General features: G+C 40.7%; 11 protein-coding genes. 4 read left to right on the top strand and 7 right to left on the bottom strand.

What is annotated here, in order from left to right; all coding sequences use genetic code 11:
- Window positions 1-54: 54 nt before the first annotated feature.
- Both CAPGI0001_RS09740 and CAPGI0001_RS09735 read left to right on the top strand, forming a co-directional pair.
- Window positions 55-1,377 carry an NAD(P)/FAD-dependent oxidoreductase gene (locus CAPGI0001_RS09740; protein ID WP_002669560.1) on the top strand — a complete coding sequence of 441 codons (1,323 nt, stop codon included), beginning with the start codon at window positions 55-57 and terminating at the stop codon, window positions 1,375-1,377.
- 148 nt (window positions 1,378-1,525) lie between these two features.
- The gene (locus tag CAPGI0001_RS09735) at window positions 1,526-2,437 is read left to right on the top strand and encodes a DUF3078 domain-containing protein (protein WP_002669414.1); all 912 of its coding nucleotides are present in this window, start codon (window positions 1,526-1,528) and stop codon (window positions 2,435-2,437) included.
- Between the two features lie 77 nt (window positions 2,438-2,514).
- On the opposite strand, the gene CAPGI0001_RS09730 is transcribed toward CAPGI0001_RS09735, so the two are convergent.
- The 3 genes from CAPGI0001_RS09730 to rsfS form a co-directional block, all read right to left on the bottom strand.
- Complete coding sequence (locus CAPGI0001_RS09730) at window positions 2,515-3,039, bottom strand: porin family protein (RefSeq protein ID WP_002669437.1); 525 nt, start codon at window positions 3,037-3,039, stop codon at window positions 2,515-2,517.
- A gap of 239 nt (window positions 3,040-3,278) precedes the next feature.
- Complete coding sequence (ftsH, locus tag CAPGI0001_RS09725) at window positions 3,279-5,198, bottom strand: ATP-dependent zinc metalloprotease FtsH (RefSeq protein ID WP_002669450.1); 1,920 nt, start codon at window positions 5,196-5,198, stop codon at window positions 3,279-3,281.
- A 2-nt stretch (window positions 5,199-5,200) separates the two neighbouring features.
- Window positions 5,201-5,557, bottom strand: coding sequence for a ribosome silencing factor (rsfS, locus tag CAPGI0001_RS09720; RefSeq protein WP_002669518.1), 357 nt, complete (start codon window positions 5,555-5,557; stop codon window positions 5,201-5,203).
- Between the two features lie 47 nt (window positions 5,558-5,604).
- On the opposite strand from rsfS, the gene CAPGI0001_RS09715 reads away from it, so the two are divergent.
- Both CAPGI0001_RS09715 and CAPGI0001_RS09710 read left to right on the top strand, forming a co-directional pair.
- Complete coding sequence (locus CAPGI0001_RS09715; protein WP_002669566.1) at window positions 5,605-6,336, top strand: biotin--[acetyl-CoA-carboxylase] ligase; 732 nt, start codon at window positions 5,605-5,607, stop codon at window positions 6,334-6,336.
- A gap of 173 nt (window positions 6,337-6,509) precedes the next feature.
- A complete protein-coding gene (locus CAPGI0001_RS09710) occupies window positions 6,510-7,562 on the top strand; it encodes an NAD(P)/FAD-dependent oxidoreductase (RefSeq protein WP_002669570.1) in 1,053 nt (350 codons plus the stop codon).
- 85 nt (window positions 7,563-7,647) lie between these two features.
- On the opposite strand, the gene hisS is transcribed toward CAPGI0001_RS09710, so the two are convergent.
- From hisS to CAPGI0001_RS09690, 4 genes are all read right to left on the bottom strand, one after another.
- Window positions 7,648-9,018 carry a histidine--tRNA ligase gene (hisS, locus tag CAPGI0001_RS09705; RefSeq protein WP_040360209.1) on the bottom strand — a complete coding sequence of 457 codons (1,371 nt, stop codon included), beginning with the start codon at window positions 9,016-9,018 and terminating at the stop codon, window positions 7,648-7,650.
- Between the two features lie 74 nt (window positions 9,019-9,092).
- On the bottom strand, window positions 9,093-11,000 hold the full coding sequence (gene ftsZ / locus CAPGI0001_RS09700) for a cell division protein FtsZ (protein WP_002669429.1): 1,908 nt from the start codon (window positions 10,998-11,000) through the stop codon (window positions 9,093-9,095).
- 392 nt (window positions 11,001-11,392) lie between these two features.
- Window positions 11,393-21,382: a T9SS C-terminal target domain-containing protein gene (locus tag CAPGI0001_RS09695; RefSeq protein WP_002669425.1), complete on the bottom strand. Its 9,990-nt coding sequence runs from the start codon at window positions 21,380-21,382 to the stop codon at window positions 11,393-11,395.
- A gap of 223 nt (window positions 21,383-21,605) precedes the next feature.
- A partial coding sequence (locus tag CAPGI0001_RS09690) for a T9SS type B sorting domain-containing protein (protein WP_002669515.1) occupies window positions 21,606-22,335 on the bottom strand: 730 nt, incomplete at its 5' end.

The following is a 22,335-nucleotide window of genomic DNA, read 5'->3' as shown; positions in this document are numbered from 1 at the left end:
AGGGTTCCTTGATGTTCGTTTGTATACCTAATAAATTAATCCCTTAGAAAAATTATGAATACTGTCTCACAGTTAAATATTCCCACTGTAAACCTACCCCGTATTGTTGTCATTGGGGCAGGATTTGGAGGTATCAATATAGTAAAACAATTGAACTTCTCCCAAATGCAGGTGGTACTGATCAATAAAACCAATTACCATACCTTCCAACCACTACTCTACCAAGTAGCTACTGCAGGTTTGGAACCCGATTCTATAGCGCATTCTGTACGCTCTATCTTCAAGAAAGAGAATCAATTCCATTTTCGCATAGCAGAGGTAAAGAAAATCAACCCTGATAAGAAAAATATAGAAACCGACTTAGGTGAGCTCTCCTATGATTATTTGGTGATTGCTACTGGTTCTCAGACCAACTTCTATGGAAATGCCAATATTGAGAAATATGCTATGCCCATGAAGACCGTTCCTGAAGCAATTGATATGCGTAGCCTTATCATTCAGAACTTGGAAGCTGCTATTCTAACCAATGACTTAGAAGAGCGCAATAGTCTGATGAATTTTGTCATCGTAGGGGGAGGTCCTACTGGAGTAGAACTTGCTGGGGCCTTTGCTGAACTCAAGAGCCATATCCTCCCGACGGACTATCCTGATTTGGACATTCGCAAAATGAATGTACACCTGATTCAGGCGGATCCTCGTTTGTTGGTAGGAATGGGAGAAAAATCCAGCCAAAAAGCCAAAGAATACTTAGAGAAAATGGGAGTTACTATCTGGTTCAACACCTTTGTAAAAGACTATGATGGCTCCAATGTAGTGACCAACACCCACCATTTCGAGACCCGTACCCTTATCTGGACAGCGGGGGTAAAAGGAAGTACCATAGAGGGACTCCCCCAGGAGAGTATCCAGTTCGGTCGCTATATAGTCAATGAATTCAATGAAGTAAAAGGCTGTGAGAACATCTTTGCCATAGGCGATATAGCTTGTATGATCAGCGACAAATACCCTAAGGGGCACCCCATGGTCGCACAACCAGCGATCCAGCAAGGAAAACTCTTAGGAAAGAACCTCAAGCGAAAGATCAACAACAAATCCATGACTCCTTTTAGCTATTTTGACAAAGGCTCTATGGCTACTGTAGGGCGCAATAAGGCCGTGGTAGAAGTCGCCGGTATGCGCTTCTCAGGCTGGTTTGCCTGGATCCTGTGGATGGTAGTGCACCTGGCCTTCTTGGTAGGGTTCCGCAACAAGATGGTTGCCTTGGCCAACTGGATTGTGCAATACTTCCAGTACAACAAAGGGGTGCGCCTGATTATCCGCCCCTATAAGTCCGCCTACGAAAAAGAGCAAGAAAAGAAATCACAACCCAACCCATAATCCTAAGAAAGAGGCTTTCCAAAAAGGAAAGTCTCTCTTTATTTTGAGTAAAAATTAGAGGATAGTTCTTGCATATTCAAAAAATATAAGTACCTTTGCGCCCGTATTTAGTACATAATATCATTAAAATTATCTAAATTATCAAACGATGAAGAAAATTATGTTTTCGGCAATAGCCCTCTTGAGCCTTGCCACTTATGCACAGGAAGAAACAACCAGCACAGAAGCTCCTGTTTCTACCTCGACTGACACCCCTGCAGAAAAAACATGGACACGTGCAGGTATTATCTCCCTATTGTTCAACCAAGCAGCTTTCAACCATGATTGGACAGGAGGAGGAACCAATAACTATGGAGGAAACCTAAACCTCTCCTATGATGCCAACTACAAAAAAGGTCTTTGGACATGGGATAACAAGCTCCTTATTGACTATGGTCTTACCCGTGTAGATGGTGATGCTTTCTCTAAGAAAACGAATGACCGCTTTGCCATCACCTCCCTATTAGGAGCACAGACCAAAGAAGATTCACAATGGTACTACTCTTTCTTCGCTAACTTCCAAACACAATTGGACAAAGGGTACAAATATGGTACAGATGCCCAAGGAAACCAAACCCGTACAGAGTACACCCGCTTTATGGCACCAGGGTACTTCTCTTTCGGTCCTGGTATGTTGTGGAAAAAGAGCGACAACCTAAAAGTGAACATTGCCCCTGCTACTTCTCGCCTTATCTTCACTGCTAAGAAGTTTACTGAAACAGCAGACCACTTTGGGGTAGAAAAAGGAAAGACCTTGCGTTATGAATTTGGTGCAGCTGTCAATGCTTATGCTAAGTTCGACCTCATGGATAATATGACCCTTGAGAACACACTTAACCTATACAGCAACTACCTTGACAAACCAGGAAATGTGGATATAGATTACACTTTCAACCTAATGATGAAAGTAAACGACTACATCTCTGCCAGCTTAGTATTCCAAGCTATCTATGACGATGATGCCGTGAAAGCTTTCCAGATCAGAGAAGCCTTCGGAGCTGGACTTACTTACAAGTTCTAAGAGAAGCATCCTATATAAATAAAAAAATCCTTCCTTGCTCGGCAAGGAAGGATTTTTTATACAATGAAAAAAGTTCTTTAAAACTGATAAGTAACTCCTGCTTTGAAACCTCCAGAAGTAATAGAATTACCGGCATTATTCTCTACGAAGAGTTCGGCATTCACTCCGAAGTTATCTGTAAAGAAATAACGTCCTCCTGTCTGTACACGTAAGCCTAAGCCTGAATCGTAGTCAGATACCCAGTAACGATTGTATCCACTATAATCATTATTCCAAGAATAAAAACCAAGGCTCACCCCAGCATACACATCTACCTGAGAAGGTAAGCGGAATAACTTATCGAAGTGATAATTTCCGTTGGCAAGTACCCCAAAGTTGTTATAGCGTACACCCGCTATTTTGTCGGTACGGTAGAAGAGTTCTCCCCCTACGGTTATCTGAGGAGCTACCCCAAAATCCAACCCTAAGTAGACAGGGATACCCCATCCTGTGAAACCGAAACCACCATTGAGTTGTACACCTCCTCTGTCCAAGGAAGCTTGTTGTGCAGATGCACTACCAATAGCTAGTATAAGACTAGCCAAGATTAATAATTTTCTCATTTCTTTTCTTTTTTAAGCGTCGGGCAAAGGTAGCATATTTTTTTATATTACCGTCCTTATCTTCGATAATTAACAAGAATACAACTATTATTAAGAAATAATTTCTATAAAGAAATATGGCTATCTATCCTAAAATAGACAGCCATATTCACTAAGACATCACAAATAGAGTCCTTACGCAACACTAAGCAAGTAAAACTCTAATTCGTGTAATTACTCGTTTTGAGTAGTGACCTATATTAATAAGTTTCTTTTTCTTCATGAGGACGCTTTCCGAAGATATTTTCCAAGTCCTCCTTAAAGATAACTTCCCTTTCCAAGAGCAATTCAGCCAAAATAGTAAGTTTCTCCCTATTTTCCTGTAGGATAGAGATAGCACGCTGGTATTGTTCTTCTATGATACGGTTTATTTCCTCATCAATTACCTGAGCTGTTTTCTCACTATAAGGCTTGGTAAATCCATATTCTTCGCCTGTAGGGTCATAATAAGTCAAGTTACCAATCTTTTCATTAAGGCCATATACTGTAACCATAGCGCGAGCCTGCTTAGTCACCTTCTCTAAGTCACTGAGAGCGCCAGTGGATATTTTCCCGAAGATAATCTGCTCGGCCGCGCGTCCGCCCAAGGCAGCACACATCTCATCCTGAATCTGATCTGTACGGACGATCTGTCGCTCTTCAGGTAAGTACCAAGCGGCTCCTAAGGAGCGACCACGAGGGACAATAGTTACCTTAACCAAAGGTGCTGCGTGCTCCAAAAGCCAGCTTACTGTCGCATGACCTGCTTCGTGATAAGCGATTGCCTTCTTCTCCTCTGGAGTAATAATCTTATTCTTCTTCTCCAAACCTCCAATGATTCTATCGACAGCATCCAAGAAATCCTGTTTGTCCACCGAGGTCTTGCCACGGCGAGCAGCGATCAGTGCCGCCTCATTACATACATTGGCGATATCTGCCCCAGAGAAGCCAGGAGTCTGTCGGGCTAAGAAGTCCAAATCCAAGTTCTCGGTAATCTTGATTGGGCGTAAGTGCACCTTGAAAATCTCCTTACGCTCGTTCAGGTCAGGCAAGTCCACATATATCTGTCGGTCGAAACGCCCAGCTCTGAGCAGTGCCTTATCCAAGATATCTGCACGGTTGGTAGCGGCAAGAACAATCACATTGGTTGTAGTCCCAAAGCCATCCATTTCGGTAAGTAGCTGATTGAGTGTATTTTCTCTTTCATCATTAGCGTTGGTAAGATTGTTTTTCCCACGAGCTCTACCTATGGCATCAATCTCATCAATAAAAATGATAGAAGGCGATTTTTCCTTAGCCTGGCGGAAAAGATCCCTCACACGAGAAGCCCCTACTCCGACGAACATTTCGACAAAGTCAGATCCAGAGAGCGAGAAGAAAGGCACCTTAGCCTCACCTGCTACCGCCTTGGCAAGAAGTGTTTTCCCTGTTCCTGGAGGACCTACCAAGAGAGCCCCTTTAGGGATTTTTCCTCCTAAGGAGGTATATTTTTCTGGATTTTTCAAGAAATCCACGATCTCTTGTACTTCCTCTTTAGCACCTTCTAAACCAGCTACATCCTGGAAAGTAATCTTCTTATCCTTTTCTCCATCAAAGAGGCGAGCACGAGAGCGTCCTATATTGAAAAACTGACCGCCCCCCATACCGCCACCTGCGCGACGCATGAGGAAAATCCACAATCCGACAAAGAGCACCAAAGGCAATACTACTGTGATAAGAATATCCCCTAAGAAATTCTGTTCTGTCTTATAGATAAGCTGTGTATTGGAGAGGTTGTTCTCAGCAACAATCTTATTGAACCTATTTTCAAAATTCTCCAATACCCCTACTTCCATTTTGTACTGAGGCACCTCGGACTCTGCTCCCCCCTTGAAGAGAGAACTCTCGGGGCGTACCGACTTATGATCCGGCTTTTCTAATGCTTCAGGGAATAGGTAGATACGAGCTTGGTGCTTATTGACCACCACCACTTTGGAGATATCTCCATCCTGTAAGAATTTTTCGAATTCTGTCTGAGGGATTTCCTCTGGTTGTTTCCATAACCCAGAAGAAGAGAGTGGGTTAAGGATAAAGAATAAAATAATAGCAAGTCCCGCATAGAACCAAAAGGCCGAAAAGCGAGAGGGTTTGTTTTCGTTCATAACTATTCATTCGTTTTTATATGAGTAATTTTAGCATCACCCCATAGGCCTTCTATATCATAGTATTCGCGTATAGGTTTTTGGAAGACATGCACCACTATATCCACATAGTCCAGGAGAATCCACTCAGCATTCTGCTCGCCTTCTACATGCCATGGTTTCTGAGGAGTCTGTCTCTGTACTGCTCCAGAGATAGCCGACACTTGGGTATTGGAGCCCCCTGTGCAGATGACAAAGTAGCTACATACTGCATTCTCAATAGATCTAAGATCTAAAATAGTGATATCCTGACCCTTTACTTTTAGTATTCCTTCCAGTATGGAAGACAACATTTGTTCTGTGTTATTTTTTTCTGACATTCAATTTTTTTAATTACTTTTGCAAAGCGACAAAGGTATAACATTTTATGGAAATTATCAAACTTAATGCCACAAATTCTACCAATACATATCTAAAAAATCTCTTAAAAGAAAAACAAGTAAAAGACCTGAGCTGTATATGGGCTCTCTCACAGACACAAGGGAGAGGACAACAAGGAGCTAAATGGATTTCTGAGCCAGGTAAGAACCTAACATTCAGTGTTTTGAAAAAGTTTGAGAACCTCTCTTCCGAATACCATTTCCTACTGAATATGGAAGTATCTTTAGCTATTTTTCGTGCCTTAAAAAAACTATATATTCCAGACTTGGCTGTCAAGTGGGCAAATGACATTTTGTCATCAAAGAAGAAAATCTGTGGAATCCTTATAGAAAATACCCTACACAAAGAGCAAATTAGCTCCTCTATTATAGGCATAGGACTGAATGTAAACCAAGTATTTTTTAACGATTTACCCAATGTATCCTCTTTACAAAAAATCATGGGACACCCTTTTGACTTAGAAGAAGTATTACTTCTTATATGCCAAGAGTTGGAGGTATCACTCAAGAGCCTCTCCCCTACTCGCTTTGAGACCATGTTGGACGAATACCACACCCACCTGTTCCGCAAGGACAAGCCCTCCACCTTCGAATATCCCAATGGAGAACGCTTTATGGGCTACATCAGGGGCGTAAGTCATAATGGGCAACTCCAAGTAGAACAGGAAGATGCCCTAATGAGCTCCTTCTCCCTTAAAGAAATCAAATTACTCTACTAACCTCTTATCTTATGAAATGGATCTTCTGTATAGTAATGATTGTCTTTGTTACCCTCAGTGGTTACCAGCTCAAGTAAAGAGTGAAAAAAAATGAAGCGTGGTTAGAAATTAACAAAAGGCCATTAACCATTAACAATTAAAATTTGTATTTTTGCACCATCAAATCAACTTTCATGAAAGAAACAGATATTATCATCATAGGGGCGGGACCTACAGGACTCTTTGCCGTATTTGAAGCAGGTCTTTTGCGCCTTAAGTGCCACCTAATAGACACCCTACCACAGCCAGGGGGTCAGCTTACAGAGCTTTATCCCAAAAAACCTATCTTTGATATTCCAGGATACCCCAGTGTAGGAGCTGGAGAACTGATAGACAACCTCATGGAGCAGATCAAACAGTTCCAACCTGAATTTACCCTATCGGAGACAGCTGTAACCTTGGAAAAACAAGCCGATGATACCTTTATCGTCACCACCGACAAGGGTACCCAAGTGAAAGGTAAAGCGGTGGCTATCGCAGGAGGCTTAGGAACCTTCGAACCACGCAAGCCCGAGATCAGCAATCTGGCTGATTATGAGGATAAGGGAGTAGAATATTTTGTAAAGAACCCTGAACGCTTTGCGGGCAAGCGAGTAGTGATTGCCGGAGGAGGAGATTCTGCCCTTGACTGGAGTATCTACCTATCCAGCATCGCACAGTCGGTGACCTTAGTACATCGTCGCAATGAGTTCCGTGCAGCCTTGGATTCGGTAGAAAAAGTCAAAGAACTCAAAGCAGCAGGCAAGATCAACCTTATCACCCCTTGTGAGGTGGTAGGCCTAAAGGGAGAGGGAAAACTCTCAGCGGTAGTCCTTGAAAAGGAAGGTGCGCAAGAGGAACTCCCTACCGACTACTTTATTCCCCTCTTTGGACTTACTCCTAAGTTAGGGCCTATCGCAGATTGGGGATTGGAGATAGAAAGAAATGCCATCAAGGTAAATAATGCTCTTGATTACCAAACAAATATAGAAGGGGTCTATGCGATAGGCGATGTAAATACCTACCCAGGAAAGCTCAAGCTAATCCTATGTGGCTTCCATGAAGCTACCCTGATGTGCCAAGGAGTCTATAACCGCCTCTACCCTACCAAGAAGTATGTACTGAAATACACCACTGTAGCAGGTGTTGATGGCTTTGATGGCTCCCGTAAAGAAGCTGAAAAAGCAGTCATTCAATCTATAGAATAAAGAATGGAAATTTGATACTTATCAAAATATAAAAATAGAGGCTATCCCATATAGGGACAGCCTCTTTTACATTTATATTGGCATATTATATATGATTGACTATCTCTTGCAAAGGATAGGTATTTTGTTCGCCTGTAAGCATATTCTTCAGTACAGCCGTTGCATTGCTTAGTTCCTCTTCGCCTATAAGTATCACATACCTTACTTGCCTACTATCGGCATAGGACAATTGTTTCTTAAGCTTAGTAGATTCCGGATAGAGTTCTGCTCTATAACCTTTTGCTCGTAATTGTTGTATTACCTTGAAAGACGCCAACGCCTCTTTTTCTCCAAAGTTGATACAGAGCACATCGAGCGTATTATCCAAAGTCTTGGGGAACAAATCCAATTGTTCTAAGACAAGGTATATCCTATCCAAACCAAAAGAAATACCTATCCCACTCATGCCCTTAAGGCCGAATATCTCAGTGAGTTCGTCATAGCGCCCCCCACCGCCTATAGATCCTAAAGCAACCTCTTTGGGTGCGGCTACCTCGAAAATAGCCCCAGTATAATAGTTCAGACCGCGAGCAAGTGTTACCTCCAACTCCAGAGCAGCCGTTTGTAAACCCAATAGCTGAGTCTGAGTATAGATAAACTCTAAGTCAGCAATTCCCTCCAGCCCTGTAGGAGAAGTAGAAAGGATGTCCTTGAGCTGTGCTATTTTCTGAGAGAAATCCCCCTCAAGAGAGAATACAGGCTGTATCTTGGCAATAGCCTCAGGGGTAATTCCTCTTTGGATCATTTCCTCTTCGACTTTCTCCTTGCCTATCTTATCGAGCTTGTCCAAGGCTACTGTAAAGTCAATCAACTTATCTGGAGCCCCAATAATTTCAGCAAAGCCAGAGAGAATCTTTCGGTGGTTCATCTTGATAGTAACCCCTTTTACTTGTAGGTCGGTAAAGACCCTATCATAGAGCTGTACGAACTCCACTTCCTGCCAAAGCCCCCTTGCGCCTACCACATCGGCATCGCACTGATAGAACTCACGATAGCGCCCTTTCTGAGGGCGATCTGCACGCCATACGGGCTGAATCTGATAACGCTTGAAAGGGAAACTTATCTCATTCTGATGCTGTACTACATAGCGAGCAAAAGGCACCGTAAGATCATAACGGAGCGCCTTTCCACTTATATAAGGCGCCAGCTTAGCACTATTGGCTGACTGATATACCTCGGCAGGGACTTCTGAGAGGAAATCTCCTGCATCTAAAATTCTAAAAATCAATCGATCTCCTTCCTCTCCATATTTGCCCATAAGCGTTTCTGTTTTTTCAAAACAAGGAGTCTCTATAGGTTGGAATCCAAATTGTTCGAAATTCTTTCGGATTGTTTGTACAATATAATTGCGCTTGGCCACCTCCGAAGGAGAGAAGTCACGCGTTCCTTTGGGTATGCTTGGTTTTTGCATTGTAATAGTTATTGTAACAAAAAACAGCTAATTTGCATTAACTGTTTTTTGTCTGATACTGAAATTTAACTTTTATAACATTAATCTACATTGTCATGTAAGAAGCTATTGTTCTCACGAATCTGAGTTACATTGTTAGAGTCTAAGCTAATTGTACTACGTGAGACGGCAGAAGCCTGAGAAGAGGACGAAATATCAACATTTTTCCTCATATATGCAGGGGTATTCTCCAAATCCTCCAATCTGTAATTATTCTGATTAGAGAACTGATGGCTCATATTCTTGAAAGTTGTTCTTCTGTTAGCCGCATTTTCTTTCAGAGCTGCGAGGTAAGCATTTTGGTTTTCTTCCTTAGGCTGCTCCTTAGGTGAAGTAGTTTCTTTCACACGTATTTCGGCTCTGAACTCCTCATCGATTTTTTCCTCTGGCTGTGGAGAATGAGCGTGAATAAGCATTTCTTCCACCTCCAGATAATCATTGAGATTGTGTACTATCTTGGCATCCTCTTCTGCCATAGCTGACATTACTGCTTTTTGTTTTGTAACAGATGCCTGAGGGCGTTGAGGTTCCATTACGATTACCTCTCTTTCTACCTGCAAAGGTTGTACTGGCTGAGGCTTAGGAGTTGTTTTTTTTTCTTGATATATTACAAACTCTTCCTGAGGAGCTGCAACAAAGCGCTCTACTACCTCATACTGCACAGGCACTCTATATAGAGAGTCATCAATAGTTATAGAATTAGTTTTTTTTTCAGGAGCATGGAGAGTGATCCCTACTTCACTTCTAATAGGCTGAGAGACTGTAGCCTGAGGTGTAGTAAAGGAAGGCACACTTTCACTCTGATCTTGTTGCTTTCTCTTTAGAGAATTTTCAAAAGAAATATCGGTAAAAGAAGAAGTAGTATCCAATTCCTGAACAAAAGGTGTATTTTCATCCAAGGAATGGACTATTTTCTTAGGTTCTACATCAATAATCTCATGTTGTTGTTCGGTAGAGAAACCAGTGGCTACGACTGTAACCATAACCTTGTCCTCGAGGGCTTCTTCTTCGCCCATACCCATGATAATATTAGTCTTGTAACCGGCAGCCAATTCCTGACTGTTACCTGCCTCCTTCTGGATATACTCATTGATTTCAGCCACTTCGTCCATGGTGATCTCCTCTTTTCCATAGAGGATAAGCAGAAGGACATTCTTAGCACCGGTGATTCTATTATCATTGAGCAAAGGAGATTCTAAGGCACTTTTTACAGCATCCATAGCACGATTGTCACCTGTTCCGTAACCTGTACCCATGATAGCAGTACCACTATTGGAGAGCACTGTGTGTGCGTCCCTTAGGTCAATATTCACTTCGAAATCCTTGGTGATCACCTCGGCAATTCCTTTGGCTGCAATGGTAAGCACCTCATCGGCCTTAGCAAAACCAGTCTTTATTCCCAAGTTGCCATAAGTATCTCTGAGTTTGTTATTATTAATAACAATGAGAGAATCCAGCTGTTTGCGGAGATTTTCGATTCCTTTTTGCGCTTGAGCTAAGCGGATTTCCCCTTCGAACTTAAAAGGACTGGTTACGATACCTACAGTGAGTATCCCCATATCTCGGCAAATCTTAGCGATAATAGGCGCTGCTCCTGTTCCAGTACCGCCGCCCATACCTGCAGTGATGAAAGCCATTTTGGTATTGGTACCCAACATAGCTTTTATCTCCTCGATACTTTCCATGGCAGACTGTTCTCCTACTTCAGGATTGGATCCTGCACCGAGTCCCTCAGTCAGTTCAATCCCTAAGTGGATTTTGTTCACTATGGGGCTCTTATCAAGTGCTTGTCGATCCGTATTGCATATGATATAGTCGACCCCTTTGATATTTTGCTTATACATGTAGTTTACGGCATTGCCACCGCCGCCACCTACACCAATTACTTTGATTAGGTTTTCCGCATTCTTTGGAAGATCAAATGTCAGATTATCGAATTCTATCCCCATAATTTTTTTGCTGTTTTTTTATAATTGCGCCTATACCGCCTTGCAAAGTGATGTATATTATAGCTCATACACTGAGTGTACTGACCTATATATACCTGATTTGCAAATGAGTATAACAAATATTATTCTGTATATATACTTTTGCTCATTGACAAAATGACTCGGTGCAAAATTATTGTTTTTTTCTCACTTATCCACAAAAAAATGAAAATTGTTCATAACTTTTATTGCGTTAAAATTAAGTGTTAATATTTGTTTAATTACACGAGTTTATTTGACAATATTTTAAAATCATACCCTTAGTTTCCTTGTTTTATTAAGAAACACCCCCTATAAAGAAATGAGATGAGGTATCCTTTTGTAGGATACCTCATCTGATCTATTTAGTACTTTTAGTCTCTTTTGAGATACAACCAACCACTCTTAGTCTGAGTCTGGTTATTGCTATTTTCGTACTCTAAGATATAGTAGTAAGTACCTTGTGGTAGCTTCTTACCACTCTCTATCGTAGAGCGTCCGTTAGAATATCCTGTGAACGGATCTGCATTGGTATAGCCTTCCTTCTGGTATACCAAAACTCCCCATCGGTTGAATATCTTCAAGGTATTCTTTCGATAATTCTCAATACCTTCTATTCTGAAGCCATCATTCTTACCATCCTCATTAGTAGAAATTCCATTGTATATGATTAGAGGTTTGTCCTTAGTTATCACTATAGTTACCACTGCATCATCACAGACAGATAGCTGCTGTGCCATACATAGGTTATACCTTACCCTATAAGTGCCCACATTAGCTCCTTGAGGTATAGTAATCTCTCCATTAGATGCAAAGCTTACACCACTAAGACCATCATTATCTATCAAGGTAATAGTTACCTTAGTTGGATCCGTTATAGGAGTTCCTCCAAGAGTATCATTATCCAATACATTACCTACTACTATTGACTGATGTATTACATTCACTGGATGTGCTGAATAATCATCATCATTAGCTACCAATGAAGAATGTAGGTTGATAATCGCTTGAGTTGTCTTACAATCTGTTGGATTGCTTACCCTACATATCGTATAGTCATAAGTATAAACCCCATCCGGTGTATTAGGCGCAATGGTTATCGTTCCATCAGGATTCATATGCAAGTTAGGGTGACTTGGAGTCCCTGGAGTCAAGGTAACATCCGTACCTATCACTGGTGGCTTCTTACCATCCATCTCATCATTGGTGATCACACTTGGAGTCTTCTGCTCCCTATCCTTGGTATTGGTCAGACTATACTCGTCCTGTTGCGCTACAAAGCTTACCACTTTGATAATCGCTTTCGCACTCGAAGTCTGGTTATTATTTGCCCTGTCGATAATCGTATAGTAATAGATATAAGTACCTATTGCTATTCCTGATTTTACTGTAATACGACCATCATCATTCATTACCAAGTGGCTATCTGGTGCTGGCTGACCTTGTGTCCTCTCGATAAGCACATCTGAAGCATTCAAGTCTGTTTTGCTACCTATACGATCGTTGTTCAGAACACTTGGGGTAAGGAACTCGCCCTGAGTACCTACTTCCCATACTCCATCATCCACCGCTTCTATATTATGAATTGTTCCTGGGGCTATGATAATCTTCACCTTAGCGGTATCACAAACCGTTGGATTTGCCTTGTCACAAATCTTATAGGTTACCGTATAAGTACCTGGTGTTGAGTTGTTCGGTACAACCAACTTGCCCGTAGTTGGATCAATCATAACTGTGGTAAGTCCTCCATTATCTTCAATTGTAATATGGACATTATCCTTGGTTACTGGACCTCCATTGAGCTTATCATTACTTAAGATATCTATACTTCCTCCTGTACGAGGTATATTCGTATCTGGATCATCTTTAGCCTCAATGGTTGGAGTAGCAGGTACGACCTTCACCGTCACTGTCGCTACATTAGAGCAAGCTGTTGGAGTATTCTTATCACAAATACGATAAGTTACTGTATAAGTACCCACTGGAGTGTTCGATTGTACCTTCACCTGACCAGTTGTAGTATCTATCTTCACATTCGCATTAGGCGTAACCTCGCTTATCGTTACATTGCTTGTAGTAGCTCCATTACCATACAGCTTATCATTATTCAATACATTGTATGGAGTACCACTGCCATCTTTCACTACTTGTTCTGTAGCGCTTGGCGTCACTGGAGTTGCTGTATAGTCATCATCCTTGGCGACGATAAAGCGGATTTTCGCCTTCTTCTGTGTTTGATTGCCAAAGCTATCCTTAGCCGTAAAGGTCACTTCTATCTCCCCTGCTCCACACAAGTCTGTAGGCTTGCTATAGTTGTTCGTTACCACTGGGGTTGTACATGTATCTGTAGCTGTCGCAGCTGTTGTTGTAAGCCAAGTAGTTACCAAAGTATCAAAGTTGGCCGCTGTACAATCCAGTACTATATCATCCGCAGTAAGCGATGGATCCACAATATCATCTACTGTATAGGTTACCGCTACACGAGCACTCTCACAGCCATCCTTCTCTTGGCTTACATACTTAGTCGTAACTGTTTTCACAGTTACTTGGCGCTCTACCTTCGGAGAAGCTGCCAAAGCTGTTCCTCCACTGGCAGCATCGTACCACTTGAGCGTATGACCAGCAGAAACTGTTACCAAAGTAGCCATATCAAACTGAGTACTTGCCAGAGTTGGGCACTCAGTAAGATTAGTTACTGTAGGAGACGATGGAGTAGCCACTTGAGCTGTGATGGTGAAGCTCACCTCTGATGAAGAACAACCATCCTTAGTCGCTTTTATCTTATAGGTACCTGCAGAGGTAAGACCATTGATAGTTCCATCAGCTGCCACAGAAGCACCAGGTACAGTAGTTCCTATGCTGTCAGTAATGGTATAAACAGTTCCAGCAACATGATTGCTTACCTGAGCTACACTTACAGCAGCACAGTTGGCAGCAGACTTTTCTGTGACTGTTGGATCCTGAGTTTGTATCACCTTTACTTGAGCAAGGGCACTCCTTTCAGCTCGTTGACAGCCTTGTCCTTTTACCTCTACGAAATAGTAAGTAGTTCCCACAGTATCGGTAGCTGGAGTATAAGTTTGCTGTGTAGCCCCTATTATAAGGGTTGCTCCTGAAGGGCTATTAGAAGTATTCTTATACCATTGGTAAGTAATACCTGTATCTGTCCCATTGGTACTTACAGAAAGAGCCGTTGGTGTTGCCCCTTTACAATAGGAAGTGCTTGCCTGAGGGTGTGCACTAATCCAGAGTGTTCTGATTGATAAGGTCGCTATATCGGACAAAACACTCACTGTATTACCACAAGAAGGCACTTGGTAAGTATATTTTACCCTATACTTATTTGTATTTCCAGATGATATACTGTGAACTATTGTTGCTGTACCTCCACTGGTAAGTGTTCCTTGAGCACCAAGAAGTGACCAACTTCCCCCATTATTAGTGGAAAACTCCCATTGATAGGTAATATTTCCCGTATAAGGCGCCTTCAATTCCACTTTGGAAGTAAGGGTATAATTTGTGCCTTGACAAGTCACTCCATCCTGAGGTTGTTCTGTTATCGAGAACACATCCGAAGCGGTAGGCAATGGTAGCTGAGCGATAACAGTGAAAGCATCCGAAGCCACAGAGGCACAACCGGCTGCATTCTTGGCTGTAACTGTATGATTTCCTGCTATAAGTGGAGTGGTAATCACTCCATCGGCAGCTACCGTAAGCTGTGTGCCCCCTTCCCAATAGGTAAGACCTGCTTGGTAGTTGGTAATCTTCGCTTTGCTTGGGGCAGTACAAGTAGCAGCCTCTGTAGTCACTATAGGTTTTGCCAGTTGAGTAAGCGATACTGTTACTCCCACCTTATCTGTCTCACAACTAGTACTGAAGCGACTTACTGTATACGTATCTGTAGAAGTAAGTAGCTCATTATCATCTGTTACCAATGTATTATTCTTATATACTTTGACAAGGTTGGTATTGGTATCTACCTGAGTTTTCAGATCTGAGATCTTAGCACCCTGACAGAAAGTATACGTTTGGCCCACTGTTGGTTTTTCTAAAATATCAATTGGCAATTCACGCCACATCGATTGAGTAGGACAAGAAGCGTCAGTGAGTTTTAACCAACGTGTATTTTGTCCAGCTGAGAAAGTACCTAAGTTGGTAAAGGTTACAGTCGTTCCTTTAGCAGCGGTTTTAGTCTCAATAGGCGTACCTGTTTTGGTAGCATAAAGCTCATAAGTATAGTTATTAGTATCGTTGATACCATTCACTGCTTTCACTTCTATTTTACCAGTACTTCCTTCACATTTGTAGCCTACATAAGTAGAACGGTCTATATTCAGTAATACGTCATCTACACTAATTGTAAAGGTGCGTACACAAGCCGTAGGAGAGTTAGCTATATAGTTATAGATTTCTCTTTCATCTTCGGCGTAGGCAAAGGTATACACCCCTGTAGAATTTTCATTGCGAGGCAAAGTGAAATAAGTGTCTAAAGTAGCGGCGTTATCGCTGCTATAGATAGCTCTTTGGTAGGTATTACCTGCATAAGTACCTGGTTGTTGAGGGGTAGTAGAAATATCGGCAGCATTTACACCTGTAGGTATTTTCACTAACCATACATACAAGTTCTGATTTTGGTTGTTTTTCTTCAACCAATCTTGTGCTGTATTCCCTTTGAAAGGATATACCTTCACTCCCGTACAAGCAACTTCTTTTTCAGGAGTAAGTGGTTTTTCACTGTACTGAGGGTGTTCGATTGTTAGTATATTTGCTTTTTTTCGTCTGCCATTTTCTACATAGTATGTTTGTCCGCAAGGGTCTTCGATCTTGATTTTGTAATCGCCCTCAGGGAGAGACGAGAAGCCCGCCGCATTTTGTACATTAAGAGTAGAAAGCAGATTGTAGGAGCTCGCATCTCTTGTGATGGTATAGCTTTCGCCCACTTTCAGTTTGTTAGGCTCATTGACATAGCCTGCTGGAGCACTCTCCAAGGTTACTTTATAGCCTTTGAGCGACAACAACACTCCATTTTCATCACGCAAGAAGCCTTGTATATACATCTCTGTTCTTTCGGGGTGACCGAAACATCTCTTTATCTCTGCATATTGCCCATCGGGTCTATAGGCAACTTTCGCCTGATTGAAACTGCGTGCTATTGTGGTTACCGATTGTGTATCGGGGGCTGAAGCTTTCACCGTTACACTGTATTTCTCATTAGGATTGATAGGATTACCATTGAGCGTTGTAATATCAATAATAGCATTTGCAACATTGGTACTACCTGAAGCTACCACTTGTCCTGCCTCATTTTTCACCTGGTAAGTAATAGGTTTACAAACTATCACGGTTCTGTCTAACGAAATCTTAATCGTAGGCGCAGTACAACTACCGCCGTAAGCCATCTTCATTGTAAGCATACGCGTATCGCCAAATTCGATAGGCGCTGATACCCCACAAGAAGGTTGTCCTTTGATGCGGAAGTAGAATTTAGGTTTTTTATTAGCAATAGCCAAATCGGCATAGTTTCTACCAAAGGCAGCTAAATCGTAATAAATCACTTTAGGCTGACTGCTGGTGATACCCGCTGGCAATGAATACACTTCACGCCAATAGCTATCAGGAATTTGAGATGCGTTAGTCCAGCCTTTGTCGGTCATATCTTGTGGAGACACGGCTGTATATTCAAAGAACTGCTTAGCAATCGCTTCGTTTTGGAAATACGCATTGATGTCGATACCTCCCGCACGAGCCTGAGAGTTTCTCAAATTGGCATAATTACAATCATTGATATCAAGATAAGGTCCTGCATCGAAGTTATCGCGTATAGGGAAATTACTTGTTAATTCAGTAATTGTTTGCTCTATTTCTTGTGAGACACCACATTTTATGAGTCTTGCTTTATAAGTTCCCTTAGGTATATTATTTTGGGTAAGCCATACAAAAGGAACATTGCCTTCCTTATTGTCTTTGGTAATGGTAAAGGTGCGCGATCCTGTATAGCCCGCAGGTACCTCTGTAAGTTCTACTACATAGCTTTGTCCAGCAACAGCATTTTGCACTTGAAAACGCAACTGACCAGATGGCACACATTTGAGTGTTTTAGAGAAAGGTGTAGAGAAAACAAGTGTTTCATTCCCCGAAGCGCCTTGTATTACTGCCACGGCTACTCTATCGCTCTCACAAGTTCCATTTTTCTGCGCTACATAATAAGTGGTACCCGCTACTAATGGGGTAGTGCTTGCCAAAGGTGTTGTAGCGGTAGCTGTAGCATACCATACAATGTTAGTGCCTTGCGGTTGCAAAGAGGCTATGGTTTGGTTAGTGCCGGAACATAGAACCTGTGTTTTTTGAGCTACCGTAAAATTAGCAAGAGATGTATCAGCATATACTCTTATAGGGTATTGATTAGAAACACATTTACCCATAGCTTCTACTGTAAACGTATATTTCTCAGATCCTAAATACATTAAAGTATTACCATTCAAAGTTCCTTGAATTCCTTCGCTATATACTTTTACTACTGTAGTTGCACCATACTTTCCTTTGAGATAATCTTCTACCTTTTTGTAAGGTACACCAAGTCCTCTCCAATCCCTCTCATAGTCACAAGTCACAAAAGTTTCAATAGCAGCAACTGAACGTTCTGACAAAGTAAGTGTTATGTTAGCAGGGGCAGTTTCACAAGTTCCTACTAAATAAGTATAAGTATAGGGCGTGCCTACTTGGAGTACATAGTCATCTGTAAGTTTTTGACTTCCATTGTATATGACTATTTTTTCCTTATTATTTTTATCAATATTTTGCTTAAGTTCTCCTACAGTAGCGCCTTTACACAAAGTAACAGTTTTATTAGGCTTTGCCCCTGTTGCTATACGTGTTAGCTTATACGAAGAAGGAACAGGAGTGAAACAACTCTTCTCATTGTTGATTCTTATTCTTAGGTAATATTGTTTGGTTTCTCCTTCGCTAAGTGTTACAGAAGTTGCTGTGAGCTTATTCATTCTATTTCTTGCATCACTCTCTGTAGCATACCATTCAAAAAGGTATTGCTCAGGTTTGGCCAATATAAACCAATCTGGATATGCCTTTTGGCCTAACTTCTGTAATTCATCAAAAGTAAGGGTAGGAGCACATACTTCAATCTTGAAATCACCAAAAGTTGAATAGGCACAGACATCCAGAGTTGCCTCTGCTTCTTTGAGTACACCACAGTCTGTTTTTATTCTATAAATAAAAGTATGTTTCCCTATATGAGTTGCATCAAGATTTATTTTTCCCTCTTTACTTACTGAAATCAACCCTGCTTTGTCCACTATCTCAGTATAAACACCAGTCTGAGGAGTAGTGGGAACATTGCTAAATAGTTGATTCACATCATATTCTGTTACATTAGAGTTCGGCACTATACAAACCTCCATATCATGAGGAGTAGGTGCTTGATAGCTTTGTGAGATTGTAGGTACAGCATTAAAGCGAATACTATCCATCCCACTAAGATTGGACTCTATACAGTTCTTAACTAGTGGATCTGTTACATTGGTAAGAGTAAGTTTTACAGCAAACTCTTTATCTAAATCATCTTGGGTAAGATGTTCTATCACCAACTGGTTAGAAGTGCTCAATATATTAGCAGGATTATCCTTTCTATACCACGCATAAGTAAGCCCTTCTATTTTAGGAAGAGAAAGTATCCCCTTAGCATTCAAGCAGTAAAACTGCTGATTTTTCTCTATCTTAAAAGGCTGAATATTAGAAAGGGTCTCATCAATACTCTTCTCAACATTACAAGCATCCTTCACAATAAATTTGTACCGTGCTGATGCATTTGTCTCATCTATATTGATAAAGAAATTATTATTTCCATTAACTTTATCAATCACCGTGGTTACTTTGCTGGTAACCCCTCCGACTATTTGATCCTCTTCTTTTGATTTCAAAACGTAGGAATAAGGAGGAGTACCCCCTTGTGGAGTAATGACAATGTGATATTTCTGAGCGCCCCCGACTGCTGAACAATCCAAACGAGTTATGGTAGGAACTCTCATTTCTCCTCTGGTTATTTCTCGTTCTTCTACCACTCTCGGACAATCAATTGTAGCCCCACCATCACGAGAGATTGCACGTATCACCCTAAGTTTACCCCCCTGAAAGAAAGTAAATCTATGGTTATTAGAATTGTCCAGAGTAAGAACAGTCTTACTTTCCCCTGGTGTTTTTAGTGGTTCCCATACCTGTTCCTTAGGATTATATATTTCTATGATGTATACAATCCCTGAAGGAGCATAAGCTGCTGTATTTCTTATAATAGAAACTGTGGTTTGGCACTGTTGTTCTTCCCATTTTAGTTCTGTATTGTCAGTACCTCTGACTTCTATTTTCTGCTCTTCTGTAAGATTACAAGCATCTGTATAGCGTACTTTATAATCTCCAGGAGGGAGCTTAATCTCCCATCTCTCTTGTCCTGTTTTATAAGCATCTGTAAGAGTAAAAGGTAATGTTACAGGCACCAAGGATTTGTAATCTGGATAAGCACTATTCCTTGTATAAGAAAGAATCTCTACCTTAGAAAGAGAGCTTGTGTAAGTTCTTTTTTGGAATATTACATTCTTCCATAGAGCCGTAGGATCAGGATTTCCGTTATTATCCGTACAACTAGCATATACTTTGTAATCAACCTCCAGATTAGCAGTTGATTTGTATCCAGGACGCGTTAACTCTCTGGTTTTTCCACTACACTCGTCTACAATCTTAAACTTATAAGTAAAACCTTCTGTAATAAATTCAGGGTTAAGCAATGTTTGTGAACTTGTATCAGGAAAAAACTTCACCCATTTATTTTGTAATAGGGGATTAGTAGAATTTATCTTATAAAAACCTGCAGCCTCATAATCAAACCCTGCAGGAGCTTCCTCCAATATCACATAGTAATTGCGTAGAAGAGCTTGATCATTAGCTGATAGCATCATCCTTTTAGTTCTACAACCTGTGGCATTGGGTAGGTTAGAATCCATTATATATACTTGGTCAAGAGGCAAATATACTGTATCCGACTCTTTTTCATTCAAGTTGTGTACTCTCCCACAAAGGGTATATGTTCCCTTTACTTTCCACTTACCTGCTTCAGCAGGAATTTTATTCTGTATTACTTTTTGTGAGATAAGTTTCAACTGATCTCCGTCTCCCCAAAAGTACTCTGTAAACTCTTCTTTGTTATTAGCGCTTATATGAATAGGATATATTCTACCTGTAGGAGATTCTATTTGCAAATCAAACTCTATAGGATAAGTAAGCGTATTCGCCTTTATAATATTTTCTATATTTTTAGCAGCAAAACCTATATTTATCTCTTTCATATAGGGACACCCTGCTTTTGCTGTAAAATATAGGATTTTTTCTATATTAAGCGCAGAAAGGGTTGCCGAGAGATTTATCGGACGAGTAAGTGCATTCCCCCCTGTACCTGTACCACAATTGTCATTCACCCTTACACTATACTCATCTGGAGAGAGATTACTGAAGATAGGCGATAGCTGTGCAGAACGTACAATTGCATTATTCTTATCATACAAAGTAAAGAATAAAGGAGCCGTATTGGTCACATTTCTCCCATTTTCATCCTTGGTAGTATCTACATAAATAACCTGCCTACCTGAACAAGCATCAGGTATAGCTTTAAGAGAAAACTTTACAGGTTTTACTTCATTTTTAAGATAAATTGGATATGCTGTTAGCTCTCTATTAGTAGTCTTGTGTACGGCTTTTATTGTATAGTTCCCTGCTGAAAGACTGGTATAATCAGGCTGACTTAACTCTACAAAAGCCCCGTTACCTTTCTTTGCATAAAACTTATAATCACTTGTACTACCATTGACTATATTAATATGTATCGCACCAGCATTGGTACACCATTCTTCCTCTACACTGAAAGATAGTTTAGGGGTAGTTCCTTTATCAGGAAGGATAGATTTTTCAAAATTAAAATGATTAGGCTTAGATAATGTACAAGCTCCATTTTCAGCTTTTAGATAAAATCTACGGATTTCATCTACCTTTCCTACTGGAATTTCGATAGTGAGTTCCTCAGGCACTCCTGTATAGAGCTTGCTATAAGCCACACCTGTTGCCTTATCTATAAATGAATAGGTAGTACCTTTCAGAGGATTTTTAATGAAGAAAGAAGCATTACTACCTTTGGTTACCTCTTTATAGTAATAAATATGGGTGTTTTCCAACCCTTTTAGTACATTTTCATCACACGTTTGTGCATATGATCCTATAAAAAATAAAAAGAAAGCAACTGTAAATAAGGATTTTACACTCGAAATAATCTCTTTTTTTATTTCCATTTTATTATAGATTTTTTTCATTTTTTTAAGATGACAAAGGTAGTATAATTTATTGACCTATACAATAGTTTTTTAACTTTTTATTCTAAAAAGTTATCCACTATTAATATGTATTTTTCTTAAAAATTCAAGCTCTATAAGTTAATGATTTTCGACATATTAGCGATTATTACTCTGCTTTAGGCAAAAAGAAGAGGTATCCCACGGGAGGGATACCTCTTCTTTTTTAAATTATTTTATGTTATTATTCCTTCTTAAGGTATAGCCAGCCATTGTGGTTATGAGTTTGACCTACGCTATCTTGGTACTCTAAGATATAATAGTAAGTACCTTGTGGGAGTCGCTTACCTTGCTCTACTGTAGAGCGTCCGTTAGAATAACCTGTGAATGGATCCGAATTGGTATAGCCTTCCTTCTGGTATACCAAGACTCCCCATCGATTGAATATCTTTAAGGTATTCTTAGGATAAGCCTCAATACCTTCTATTGTGAAGCCGTCATTCTTACCATCACTATTGGAAGAAACTCCATTGTATATGGTTAGCGGTTTGTTCTTGGTTATTACTATGGTTACCACAGCATCATCACATACAAATAGCTGTTGAGCCATACATAGGTTATACCTTACTCTATAGGTACCTTCGTTAGCTCCCTGAGGTACTGTAATCTCGCCGTTAGGAGCAAAACTTACCCCACTAAGACCGTCATTGTCTACCAAAGTAATAGCTACCTTAGTAGGATCGGTTATCTTAGCTCCTGCAAGAGTATCATTGTCTAACACATTGCCCACTACTATAGGCTGTTGTGCTGGATTGACAGGATGTGCTGAGTAGTCATCATCATTAGCCTCAAGTGCTGGATGGAGCTCAATAATTGCTTTAGCTGTCTTACAATCACCAGGGGCACTTACTCTACAGATAGTATACTCATAGGTATAAGTACCATCAGGAGTATTAGGAGCTATAGTTATTGTA

This window comes from Capnocytophaga gingivalis ATCC 33624, assembly GCF_000174755.1.
In the GTDB taxonomy this organism is placed as follows: Bacteria; Bacteroidota; Bacteroidia; order Flavobacteriales; family Flavobacteriaceae; genus Capnocytophaga; species Capnocytophaga gingivalis.
This window is presented reverse-complemented; position numbering and strand designations above follow the sequence as displayed.

Coding starts and splice junctions, on each gene's coding strand:
- CAPGI0001_RS09740 (WP_002669560.1), top strand. CDS start 55: ATGAATACTGTCTCACAGTTAAATATTCCCACTGTAAACCTACCCCGT.
- CAPGI0001_RS09735 (WP_002669414.1), top strand. CDS start 1,526: ATGAAGAAAATTATGTTTTCGGCAATAGCCCTCTTGAGCCTTGCCACT.
- CAPGI0001_RS09730 (WP_002669437.1), bottom strand. CDS start 3,039: ATGAGAAAATTATTAATCTTGGCTAGTCTTATACTAGCTATTGGTAGT.
- ftsH (WP_002669450.1), bottom strand. CDS start 5,198: ATGAACGAAAACAAACCCTCTCGCTTTTCGGCCTTTTGGTTCTATGCG.
- rsfS (WP_002669518.1), bottom strand. CDS start 5,557: ATGTCAGAAAAAAATAACACAGAACAAATGTTGTCTTCCATACTGGAA.
- CAPGI0001_RS09715 (WP_002669566.1), top strand. CDS start 5,605: ATGGAAATTATCAAACTTAATGCCACAAATTCTACCAATACATATCTA.
- CAPGI0001_RS09710 (WP_002669570.1), top strand. CDS start 6,510: ATGAAAGAAACAGATATTATCATCATAGGGGCGGGACCTACAGGACTC.
- ftsZ (WP_002669429.1), bottom strand. CDS start 11,000: ATGGGGATAGAATTCGATAATCTGACATTTGATCTTCCAAAGAATGCG.
- CAPGI0001_RS09695 (WP_002669425.1), bottom strand. CDS start 21,382: ATGAAAAAAATCTATAATAAAATGGAAATAAAAAAAGAGATTATTTCG.